At 44.5% G+C, this 13294-nt stretch carries 5 protein-coding genes; all 5 read right to left on the bottom strand.

The window, feature by feature from the left end:
* Positions 1–132 precede the first annotated feature (132 nt).
* Positions 133–3537: a gliding motility-associated C-terminal domain-containing protein gene (locus tag ACO05P_RS03300; RefSeq protein ID WP_421753362.1), complete on the bottom strand. Its 3405-nt coding sequence runs from the start codon at positions 3535–3537 to the stop codon at positions 133–135.
* A 170-nt stretch (positions 3538–3707) separates the two neighbouring features.
* Positions 3708–7115, bottom strand: a complete 3408-nt coding sequence (locus tag ACO05P_RS03295; RefSeq protein ID WP_421753361.1) for a gliding motility-associated C-terminal domain-containing protein — start codon at positions 7113–7115, stop codon at positions 3708–3710.
* A 166-nt stretch (positions 7116–7281) separates the two neighbouring features.
* Complete coding sequence (locus tag ACO05P_RS03290; RefSeq protein WP_421753360.1) at positions 7282–10683, bottom strand: gliding motility-associated C-terminal domain-containing protein; 3402 nt, start codon at positions 10681–10683, stop codon at positions 7282–7284.
* A gap of 98 nt (positions 10684–10781) precedes the next feature.
* Entirely contained in the window at positions 10782–11726 is a 945-nt protein-coding gene (locus tag ACO05P_RS03285) for an NAD(P)H-dependent flavin oxidoreductase (protein ID WP_421753359.1), read from the bottom strand.
* On the bottom strand, positions 11723–13294 hold the full coding sequence (locus ACO05P_RS03280) for a S8/S53 family peptidase (RefSeq protein ID WP_421753358.1): 1572 nt from the start codon (positions 13292–13294) through the stop codon (positions 11723–11725). The genes ACO05P_RS03285 and ACO05P_RS03280 overlap by 4 nt, the downstream gene beginning before the upstream one ends.

The following is a 13294-nucleotide window of genomic DNA, read 5'->3' as shown; positions in this document are numbered from 1 at the left end:
TTAAATTGCGCGCAAATTTAGCAATTAATAGTAGACCTAGCGCTAGCAATATGAGCTTATTGTTTAAGCTTATCTTAAAATAAAAAAGCCCCTCCCTTTCGGGAGAGGCTACTTGAAATCGCCTTAACCTTTCTAGCGGATAAGGGTAAAAGATTGACGTTCCTCAACTTCCTGATCACCCACGGTTTGGAACTTTAAATAGCTCACATAAACCCCTTGAGGGACCTGGTTACCTTCATAGGTACCATCCCAGCGATCATCAGGATCATTGGTTTCAAAAACTTTCTTTCCCCAACGATTCATGATGTAGAAGTGATAGTTATCCACATCATTTAAGCGCATGGAGGGACCATAAGTTTGATTCTCGGAAATCGTACTTCCCGGACGGAATGCAGTAGCCATGTACACTTTGGCATTTTGCTGAGAACAAGCTTGATTGGATAATGCACTCATAGGATTTCCTTGATTATCAACGATTCCCTGGGGATTACCGCCTTCAATGGCTTTTACATAATAGCAATAAGAACCAGCCTCGATAGGATTTGCTTCAACCAAATCTGCAATCTCGTAATCAATCCAAGTGGTATCTTCACGACCATCTACAGTGATGTTCTCTCCAACTTTCTTCCAGTTGAAGCCATCTCCTGGTCGACGGTAAATCTCATAACGTTCTACATAACCATCCCAACCGATATAGGTATTCCAACTTAAACGATTGGTCACATCCTCAGCTGCAGTTACTTTTAATTTAAGGTTGGTTGAGATATTGCTAATGGTATCATATCCGCCACAGCTGTCAATGGCGGTTAAGCGATAATAATAGTTGAATTCATTGGGTTCCACTCCAAAATCCTGAAATGAAAGGATATAAGGTGGAGCCTGAGGTTTTCCCATGGTGGCAATGGTTTCATAAGGCCCATAGAACTGTGGTGCTCTTTGAACCTGGAAACTACGCACATCGGCATCTCCGTCGACATATACACTCACATCCAGGGCATTGCGACTAAAGTCATTGGTTACTTTAGAAATATACAATTGCTCAGATTGTTGTGGAACCGCGGCTTCTACGCAAACCGAATTTGAAGTTGAACTTAAATCGGCAATAGTATCACGCGCTTCAATCACATAACAGTAGATATAGTCTTTCTTCAGCTCATTCTGACGGAAACTGGTATCCATTGGACTGGCTGTGAAATAAATGCTTGGGGGTAATTGGGTACCATCGTCCTCCGTAATTTGAACCCAAACCCGATATTCATGCACCCCATTAGGGAACTCTTTATAGGCATTCCAGCTAATGCGAGAATAACCCTCACATTTATTCAGATAATTACGGGCATAAACGGTATTGAAGGTACTCACCGCTAAATCATCGCTGGCATTTTCACAACTATCCACCGATAGTATTTTGAACTGCTCCGAGCGGGTATCAGCTGCTGAGCCATCCCAAACATAAGGCATTGGTTCATCAGCCGGTATGGTATCCACGATTACCCATCCATTTAAAGGATCATTAAAAAGCAAATAGAACTCTACGATATCCTTTATGGAGTCTGAATCGAACTCTACCGCTGCTTTATTATCCTCATTAACATACACGCGTGCTAATTCCACATCCTCCACATTGGTTAAATCCTGGAAGCGCCCGGTATCCTGGCTAGAGCCTGAATAGCAATCAACAACGGTATCTGGTACTCTAATTTGATAGTTAACCAGCATATCGCAGACACTAACCGTATCGATATAATCAAGACTGGTGGTGGAGTCTACTTTGATCCAATCACCGCTTCCTGCAGGGGCTTCCTTCCAAATTTGATAGATATTTCCTCGTAAGGGATTTAAGCCACTGCCATTATGTGCTGTCCAGTTCAATTGAGCGTATTCCGGACTGTTAGGGGGAATTGGCGTTAAGGTTAATTCCATTGGACTAATAATATCACTGGGTTTAGAGATGAAGTCACAAGGACCCGTACTCATTTCCATGAAGAAGTAGCTATTATTCCCTTGTGAAGGAACAATGGTAGTGAGGGTATCAAAATGCGGTATACTATCTACCACCGTAAATGGCCCCCCGGGTGATGATGCTCCGTAAATACGGTAATAGTTAAATTCAAGTACGCTATCCAATTCTGGTTGTTTCCAACTTAGTTTGATTGAGCCATCCACTTGCACATCGGAGCAACTTAAATCTGGCGGTGTAGGATCTCCTGCAATTACATCGACAATAATAGTCGCCAGCCCTACTTTAGGGGCCGCACAGCCATCATCCTCCATCCGAACGGTAAAGAAATAGGTATTCGATGCCGTTCCACAACCACCAAAGTTCAGGTGCACACAATCCGGTACCCAGAAGAACTCAACCGTGTTTTGGATTACACTACAATAGGTTCCCGTTGAATTGAAAGAAGTTAAAGTAGCACAAGGCGCAGCACCATTACAACCGGTATTTGAGGCGTAATTATTACTGTTCAATTGCAGTCCACCTGCTTTCATACAGATTTGTTGGAAAGAGCCATTTCCAAACTGGTCTAAATCCCGAGCAACTACCCTAAACTGAACGGTATCCTTAGGGTAAGTGCGAATTCGATAAATGTTACCACTACGACTAACATTGGGGTAAAGCGCGGTATCTATCTCCGCGGAGGGAGTACTGGGATTAGTAGGGCAATCTCCATCATCGAGATAATATACCGGAACATCGCGATATACTTCACCAATCAATTGGTTACAACGATACTCTCGAATAACCACACATGAGGCGTACCAACCTTCATTGGGATTATTTGCCAAAGTGGTAATCTCCCCAGAAAAACGATCTAAAGTATTGGGGCCATTATTGGGATCTTCACTTACATCTGGAAAGGGAGCTGTGGAACCATAGCCATTATTAAATGCAATATTTTGGTTCGCACCCAATTTAGGCATAGCCCAATCAAAAACCAGGCTATCAATATCCTTATCCGAAGGAAGGTGGTTAAACTCAAACAAGAAGTTAGGGCAAGTTACCGCATTGGCATCCTGGGCAAATACAGGACTATTATCATAACAGGTACTAGTATTTAAAGTCCCCAAATTTGGATCTGTATAAGGAAACATTTTTGAACGCAAATAATAACCGGTATTACCGCCCGCATTTTGCAGAGTTGGACGTGCAAAGCCGGTCCAGCTAAATTCCCAACCCGCAGCCGGTGGCACGCCGTTTAAAGAAACTGGATTACTGCGAAACACAAATTTTTCAATCGATCCCGGGTCACCATCGGCACAATTTAGATCTAATGCTGAATTCGGGCATTGCGGTGATACATCACCCGATAAACTGGCTACATAATTACAGTTGATATTTATAGGACCTGCGATGGTTTTAGGCCCTGTTGTAATAGGAGACCCTGTGCAATCCCGATACAAGGTTAGGGTAAAGATATACTGACTGCCAGGGGTACATTCCCAATATATTTCTCCCCCTAAATAATGAGACGCTGAAAGCGGACTTATTAATAAAGTTAGAAATAAAATTAGGCTTAGCTTCAGGTGTTTCATAGGGAATTAATTTTCCTTAAAAGTAGAGGCCTTATATATATATTCATAGGGGCAATGAGTGTAGCCCCCTTTTGAAATTGTTAAAGGCCATCCCTTTACACTGCTTTACCAAAAAGAAAAAGCCCGCACAAAGGCGAGCCATTTCAGTATTTATTCGCACTAAATAAATATTATCGAACCAGTGTTAAATTACCGCGTTCTTCTTGTTCCGATCCACCAGGGGTTTGGAACTTAATATAGTAGATATATACACCCTGGGGAGCATCATTTCCTTCATAACTTCCATCCCATCTTTCCTCAGGATTATTGGTCTCAAATACCTTCTTACCCCAACGGTTCATAATATAGAAGTGGTAGTTCTCTACCTCATTCAAACGCATGGATGGACCATAAGTCTGGTTCTCTCCTATCGAGCTTCCCGGACGGAAAGCCGTGGCTAAGTAAACCTTCGCCTCTTGTTGAGCACAGGACTGATTGGATATCGCGGTCATCGGGTTCCCCTGATTGTCGACAATACCCTGAGGATTACCGCCTTCAATGGCTTTTACATAATAGCAGTACTCCCCTGCTGTTGGATCGGCCTTCACTAAATCGGCAATCTCGTAATCGATCCAGGTGGTATCCTGACGACCATTGATAGTGATGTTCTCGCCTACCTTTTCCCAGTTAAAGCCATCTGCTGGACGGCGGTATATCTCGTAACGCTCTACATAGCCACCCCAGCCGAAGTAAGCATTCCAGCGTAATCGATTGGTTACATCTTCAGCGGCTCTTACATCCAGCTTCATATTGGAGCTGATATTACTAATGGTATCATAGCCACCACAACTATCCGTAGCCGTTACACGGTAGAAGTAATTAAACTTAGATGGCTCTACACCAAAGTCCTGGAAAGAGATGATATAAGGAGGTGCGGTTGGCTTACCTACTGTAGCTATCGTACGATAAGGACCATAGTACTCGGGTGCTCTTTGGATCTGGAAGCTGCGCACATCCGCCTGACCATCAATATAAATACTAATGTCTAAGGAGTTACGACTCGGATCATTAGTCACCTTCGCGATGTACAACTGCTCCGATTGTTGAGGCACTGCCGCCTCTACACATACCGTATTCGAAGTAGAGCTTAAGTTCGCGATCGTATCTCGAGCTTCTATCACATAGCAATACTCATAATCCTTCTTAATCACATTCTGACGGAAGCTCGTATCCGTTGGACTGGCTGTGAATAAGATCGTCGGAGGAATTACGGTGCCATCAGGCTCGGTAATCTGTACCCATACTCGGTATTCATGTACCCCATTGGGGAACTCTTTGTAGGCATTCCAGCTAATGCGGGAATAGCCCTCACATTTGTTTAGATAATTGCGCAAGTAAATCGTATTGTAGGGACTTACTGCTAAATCATCACTCTGATTCCCGCAGCTGTCTACCGATACGATCTTAAACTGCTCTGAATGACTACCCGCATCCGAGTCTGCCCATTCATAAGGCATCGCTGTTCCTGCATCGATCGTATCTACAATCACCCAGCCATTTTGCGGATCATTATAGAATAAATAAAACTCTACGATATCTTCAAACTGGGTAGACTCAAACTCTACCATCGCTTTGTTATTCTGATTTACCAATACCCGACCCAGGCTAACATTCGACACATTCGTACGATCCTGGAAGCGACCGGTATCTTGAGTAGAGCCGGAATAACAGCCGACTACCGTATCCGGTACTCGTACCTGATAAGACACCAACATATCACACACACTTACTGTATCAGTAAAGCTGGTATTGGTGGTCTCCCCGATCTTTTGCCAGTTACCGCTGCCTTCCGGGGCTTCTACCCATACTTCGTAGATATTACCACGAATCGGATTTAAGCCCGTTCCGTTTAAAGGCGTCCAACTCAGTTGAGCGATCTCAGGACTATTCGGAGGAATGGCCGTCATGGTCATCGTCATCGTTGATACTACCTGACTCGGTAAGGAGATAAAGTCACATGGACCCGTACTCATCTCCATATAGAAATAGCTCACATTCCCTTGAGACGCAACGACGGTGCTCAAGGTATCATAGTGAGGAATACTATCTACCACTGTCCAGGGGCCTCCAGGAGAGGAGGATCCATAAATACGATAGTAATTAAACTCTAAAACGCTATCCAGTTCCGGCTGACTCCAGCCCAAGCGGATCGAGCCATCTTGCTGAACATCCGTACAACTAAGTCCTGGAGGAGTGGGATCACCCGCAATTACTTCTACAATAATCGTTGCCAGACCTACTTTAGGCGCGGCACAACCATCATCCTCCATCCGAACAGTGAAGAAATAAGTATTCGATGCCGTTCCACAACCACCAAAGTTCAGGTGTACGCAATCTGGTACCCAGAAGAACTCAACCGTGTTTTGGATTACGCTACAATAGGTTCCAGTAGAGTTGAAGGAAGTTAAAGTCGCACAAGGTGCAGCTCCATTACAGCCAGAGCTTGAGGCATAGTTATTACTGTTCAATTGCAGTCCACCCGCTTTCATACAAATTTGCTGGAAAGAACCATTGGCAAACTGGTCTAAATCTCGCGCTACTACCCTAAACTGAACCGTGTCCTGAGGATAGGTACGAATGCGGTACACATTACCGCTACGCTGTACATTTTGGTAAATCGCTGTATCGATCTCCGCCGAGGGAGTACTCGGATTGGTTGGACAATCCGTGGCATCCAGATAATACAAAGGTACATCTCGGTATACCTCTCCAATCAGCTGATTACAACGGTATTCTTTAATTACTACACAGGAAGCATACCAGCCTTCTGAAGGGTTATTAGCCAATGCAGTGATCTCTCCAGAAGATGGATCCAGGGTATTAGGTCCATTATTAGGATCTTCACTTCCATCAGGGAAAGGAGCGGTAGATGAATAACCAGGATCAAATGCAATATTTTGGTTTGCGCCAGTTTGAGGTGTACCCCAATCAAAAACCAGACTATCAATATCCTTATCCGAAGGAAGATGGTTAAACTCAAACAAGAAGTTAGGACAGGTTACTGCATTAGCATCTTGAGCAAATACCGGACTGTTATCGTAACAAGTGCTGGTATTCAAGGGCTGGCTAGAACCCGGAGGAGTATAAGGATACATCCGTGAACGTAAGTAATACTGACTGGCATTGGTGTTCTCTAAGGAAGGACGACAACATAAGGTCCAGCTAAACTCCCAGCCCCCGGCAGGTGGAATACCAGCCAAACTTACAGGGGAACTACGATACACCCCTTTCTCAATGGCACCATCATCACCGGATGAGCATTGTAAGTCCAAGGCAGTATTGGGACAGTCAGGAGACACATCACCCGAAAGTGCGGGAATATAGGTACAACCAATATTTCCAGCGGGGCCACTAATAAACTGAGTACCAGTTGGGATAGGTGCTCCGGTACAATCCCGATACAAGGTTAGGGTAAAGATATACTGTCCACTGGGCGTACATTCCCAGTAGATCTCCCCACCTAGTAAATGCGAAGCTTGTAAGTTGCCTGCAAACAATAATGCAACTGCAGTAAGGAGGATAGATTTGATCCAGTTCATGCCCATGAAAAATTTCCTCCGAAAATAGCCTACAAATATTTAACGTGGAAGGATGGATTAGTAAAGGTTGCCTTCCAAAAAACTAAAGCACATAAACTGACATATTCGCTAAAAACAAGAAAGGCTCCCAAAATTGGAAGCCTTCTTGTTTCAATTTCTTATTGAACTATCGAACCAGTGTTAAATTACCGCGTTCTTCTTGTTCCGACCCACCAGGGGTTTGGAACTTAATATAGTAGATATATACACCTTGGGGAGCATCATTTCCTTCATAACTTCCATCCCATCTTTCCTCTGGATTATTGGTCTCAAATACCTTCTTACCCCAACGGTTCATGATATAGAAGTGGTAGTTCTCTACCTCATTCAAACGCATGGATGGACCATAAGTCTGGTTCTCTCCTATCGAGCTTCCCGGACGGAAAGCCGTGGCTAAGTAAACCTTCGCCTCTTGTTGAGCACAGGACTGATTGGATATCGCGGTCATCGGGTTCCCCTGATTGTCGACAATACCCTGAGGATTACCGCCTTCAATGGCTTTTACATAATAGCAGTACTCCCCTGCTGTTGGATCGGCCTTCACTAAATCGGCAATCTCGTAATCGATCCAGGTGGTATCCTGACGACCATTGATAGTGATGTTCTCGCCTACCTTTTCCCAGTTAAAGCCATCTGCTGGACGGCGGTATATCTCGTAACGCTCTACATAGCCACCCCAGCCGAAGTAAGCATTCCAGCGTAATCGATTGGTTACATCTTCAGCGGCTCTTACATCCAGCTTCATATTGGAGCTGATATTACTAATGGTATCATAGCCACCACAACTATCCGTAGCCGTTACACGGTAGAAGTAATTAAACTTAGATGGCTCTACACCAAAGTCCTGGAAAGAGATGATATAAGGAGGTGCGGTTGGCTTACCTACTGTAGCTATCGTACGATAAGGACCATAGTACTCGGGTGCTCTTTGGATCTGGAAGCTGCGCACATCCGCCTGACCATCAATATAAATACTAATGTCTAAGGAGTTACGACTCGGATCATTAGTCACCTTCGCGATGTACAACTGCTCCGATTGTTGAGGCACTGCCGCCTCTACACATACCGTATTCGAAGTAGAGCTTAAGTTCGCGATCGTATCTCGAGCTTCTATCACATAGCAATACTCATAATCCTTCTTAATCACATTCTGACGGAAGCTCGTATCCGTTGGACTGGCTGTGAATAAGATCGTCGGAGGAATTACGGTGCCATCAGGCTCGGTAATCTGTACCCATACTCGGTATTCATGTACCCCATTGGGGAACTCTTTGTAGGCATTCCAGCTAATGCGGGAATAGCCCTCACATTTGTTTAGATAATTGCGCAAGTAAATCGTATTGTAGGGACTTACTGCTAAATCATCACTCTGATTCCCGCAGCTGTCTACCGATACGATCTTAAACTGCTCTGAATGACTACCCGCATCCGAGTCTGCCCATTCATAAGGCATCGCTGTTCCTGCATCGATCGTATCTACAATCACCCAGCCATTTTGCGGATCATTATAGAATAAATAAAACTCTACGATATCTTCAAACTGGGTAGACTCAAACTCTACCATCGCTTTGTTATTCTGATTTACCAATACCCGACCCAGGCTAACATTCGACACATTCGTACGATCCTGGAAGCGACCGGTATCTTGAGTAGAGCCGGAATAACAGCCGACTACCGTATCCGGTACTCGTACCTGATAAGACACCAACATATCACACACACTTACTGTATCAGTAAAGCTGGTATTGGTGGTCTCCCCGATCTTTTGCCAGTTACCGCTGCCTTCCGGGGCTTCTACCCATACTTCGTAGATATTACCACGAATCGGATTTAAGCCCGTTCCGTTTAAAGGCGTCCAACTCAGTTGAGCGATCTCAGGACTATTCGGAGGAATGGCCGTCATGGTCATCGTCATCGTTGATACTACCTGACTCGGTAAGGAGATAAAGTCACATGGACCCGTACTCATCTCCATATAGAAGTAACTTACATTGCCCTGAGAAGGTACAATGGTACTCAATGTATCATAGTGAGGAATACTATCTACCACTGTCCAGGGACCTCCTGCTGAGGAGGATCCATAAATACGATAGTAGTTAAACTCTAAAACGCTATCCAGTTCCGGCTGACTCCAGCCCAAGCGGATCGAGCCATCTTGCTGAACATCCGTACAACTAAGTCCTGGAGGAGTGGGATCACCCGCAATAACTTCTACAATGATCGTTGCCAGACCTACTTTAGGCGCGGCACAACCATCATCCTCCATCCGAACGGTAAAGAAATAGGTATTCGATGCCGTTCCACAACCACCAAAGTTCAGGTGTACGCAATCTGGTACCCAGAAGAACTCAACCGTGTTTTGGATTACGCTACAATAGGTTCCAGTAGAGTTGAAGGAAGTTAAAGTCGCACAAGGTGCAGCTCCATTACAGCCAGAGCTTGAGGCATAGTTATTACTGTTCAATTGCAGTCCACCCGCTTTCATACAAATCTGCTGGAAAGAACCATTGGCAAACTGATCTAAATCTCGCGCTACTACCCTAAACTGAACCGTGTCCTGAGGATAGGTACGAATGCGGTACACATTACCGCTACGCTGTACATTTTGGTAAATCGCTGTATCGATCTCCGCCGAGGGAGTACTCGGATTGGTTGGACAATCCGTGGCATCCAGATAATACAAAGGTACATCTCGGTATACCTCTCCAATCAGCTGATTACAACGGTATTCCTTAATTACTACGCAGGAAGCATACCAGCCATCATTAGGACTATTGGCTAATGCGGTAATCTCTCCTGAAGATGGATCCAGGGTATTAGGTCCGTTATTAGGATCTTCACTTCCATCAGGGAAAGGAGCGGTATGAGAATAACCTGTATTGAAGTTAATATTGCTATTAGCAGCATCCCAGGGATGTCCCCAATCAAAAACCAGGCTATCAATATCCTTATCCGAAGGAAGGTGGTTAAACTCAAACAAGAAGTTAGGGCAGGTTACCGCATTAGCATCTTGAGCAAATACCGGACTGTTATCATAACAGGTGCTGGTATTCAAGGGCTGACTAGAACCCGGTGGAGTATAAGGATACATCCGTGAACGCAGGTAATAGCCTGAGGCATTGGTGTTCTCTAAGGAAGGACGACAACAAGAAGTCCAAGCAAACTCCCAGCCCCCTGCAGGTGGGATACCATTCAGACTTACTGGGGAACTACGATACACCCCTTTCTCGATGGCACCATCGTCACTGGATGAGCATTGTAAGTCCAAGGCAGTATTGGGACAGTCAGGAGACACATCACCAGAAAGTGCGGGAATATAAGTACAAGAAATGGTAGCTGGTCCCGTTAAGGTTTGAGTTCCTGTAGGAATAGAAATACCTGTACAATCTCTATATAGAGTTAAGGTGAAAATATACTGTCCGCTGGGTGTACATTCCCAGTAGATCTCCCCACCTAGTAAATGCGAAGCTTGACTGGTAAATGATGCGGTTGCCAACAAGGCTACAAACCACAATTTTAACTTAGACATTCGAAAATATTTGTTTCAAATATATCCTATAACGAATGTCTTGGCAAGAATAACTTATTAAATGCCTGACTTACCTTAGTTTCTGCTATTTAGAACCTTCAGATTTCTTGAAGTGCTTGCTTTTGATTTTCGAATTCTTGCCAGAGTTCTTTCACAATTTCTTGTGCCGGCTTTAAGTTGTTAATCATGCCACTAACCTGGCCTATTTCAAGCTCTCCCTCAATTAAATCGCCTTCGAACATCCCTCTTTTTGCACGAGCTCTTCCCAAGATTTGTTGAAGCTCCTCTTTAGTTGTTCCTTTGATATAGGCCTTTTGAACCTGTTGAAAAAATTCGTTTTTAATCAAACGAACAGGCGCCAGTTCCTTTAAGGTAAGCATGGTATCTCCTTCACCGGCATTAATTACGGCCTGCTTAAAAGCCTGATGCGCTGAACTTTCTTCGCTGGCTACAAATCGAGAACCAATTTGCACCGCTTCGGCTCCTAAAGCAAAGGCAGCTAATATTTGCTGACCACTAGCAATACCACCAGCTGCTATCATTGGAATTTGCAAAGCTCGACTCACCATGGGCCATAAAACCAAGCTGGTCGTTTCATCCCGACCATTATGTCCTCCGGCTTCAAAACCCTCTGCAACAACCGCATCAACGCCAGCTGCTTCAGCTTTTAAGGCAAATTTCAGTGAGCTTACTACATGCACCACCTTAATGCCCTTCTCCTTTAAATGAGAGGTCCAGGTTTTAGGATTACCTGCTGATGTAAATACTATGGGTACCTGCTCCTCAACAATTATGGCCATTAATTCTTCAATCTGAGGATAAAGCATAGGCACATTCACCGCGAAGGGCTTATCTCCTACTGCTGCTTTACATTTCTGAATATGCGTTCTCAGAATATCCGGATACATAGATCCGGCTCCTATAATTCCTAAAGCTCCGGAATTGGATACCGCACTGGCTAATTCCCAGCCACTGCACCAAATCATTCCCGCTTGAATGATGGGAATTTCGATGCCAAACAATTCCGTTATTCTATTCTTCATTTCTTCACAAGCTTAAGCTGATGAGACATTGAATCAGTATGGATGCTCAAGAAGTAAACTCCTGGACTTAAATGAGAAAGATCCAGTATTTCCATTTGATTCTCCCAAATACGCTCTACGGCCAAAAGCTGCTGACCGGCTTGATTATGAACTGATAATTTCAATTTTTGACCTCGGCCAAAATCTCCCTGAAGGTATACCTTATTGGAAGCAGGGTTAGGATAAACCTGAGCTTCAAATGATGGAGACACTTCTTCCAATCCAATATTTAAGGCATATTCAAAATCGGGAATACCATATCCCAATGTATTATTCGGACTGCTGAATAAATGAGCACTACGGCGAATTTTCCAGGCAATCTCCTCTCCGTGCACATTAGGCTTGGCCTGAACCAGGCAAGCGGCCATTCCTGCTATACATGGTGATGAAAAACTGGTACCAAAACCACTAGACACCTGGCCAACAATATTTATTAATGTGGTTCCAGCTCCCATGGCCGATACATCAGGCTTAACGCGCCAATCGTAAGAAGGACCTCGACTGCTGAAATTCACATAATTCCCCATTCCATCTGTGGCTCCAACGGCCAAAACACTATCGCCATCTGCCGGTGCTCCAATTCGCTGCCAGGAACCAGCTCCTTCATTACCGGCACTGGCAACAACCACAATTCCTTTCGATGCCGCCCAATCCGCTGCACGGGTCACCACGGTGGTATTACCATCCATATCACTGTAATCGAAACTATCGGTTGAGTCATCAAAAGTTGTGTAACCCAATGAAGTATTGATAACATGAGCCCCAACACTGTCGGCAAATTCAGCAGCCATCAACCAATGGTCCATCTCCACCGGGGTTTCGGAACTAACATTTTCGGAGGTAAGCAACCAATAATTGGCATGAGGGGCAGTTCCTACAAAGACGCCGGTATCCAAAGCGGCCATTACCGATAGCACGGAAGCCCCATGTCCACCCTGACCGGTATAAACATTGGTATCACCATTTATAAAACTCCAAGAACCCATTAGGCGACCACTTTGTCTTAAGCTATCCAATACAGCGGCCTGCAGGGCTCCGGTAAAACCCGCATCAATTACAGCTATTGTTACACCCTTTCCGGTATAACCTGCTTGATGTAAAGCATCTCCATTTAATAGTTCCACCTGAGTAGTTCCTAATCCATAGTCAAACTGAGCTTGGGTCCCCGCTAATTGGCTTCTGTGCTTTTTAGGATACTCCAGCCGCTTCACAAAAGTCAAGGCTTCCAATTCTTCCGCACTTAAACCTTCGACAAAGGCATAATTCAACCAGCGTGAATGTGCTTTAACGGCTCCACCCATTCTTTGAATTTGCTTGATATATTCAGGAGCTACAGGTAGATCACTGCGATCAATTTCAATTCCTTGCATACTTCGACGTAGCAAAGCAGCTTCACTCAAAAACTTTTCGGGCTGTTCCAATAAATGCTCACTAGAACCTTTGTCGGTAAAAAACACTCTGTAAGACTGAGCCTCTGCTATAGGACTCATGCTTAAAACCGCCAGCAGCAGGAATAAAATTCGATTCAT

This window comes from Croceimicrobium sp. (assembly GCF_965228705.1).
Classification (GTDB): domain Bacteria; phylum Bacteroidota; class Bacteroidia; order Flavobacteriales; family Schleiferiaceae; genus Croceimicrobium.
Note: the sequence above shows the minus strand (reverse complement) of the source record. Positions and strands in the feature narration are given on the sequence as shown.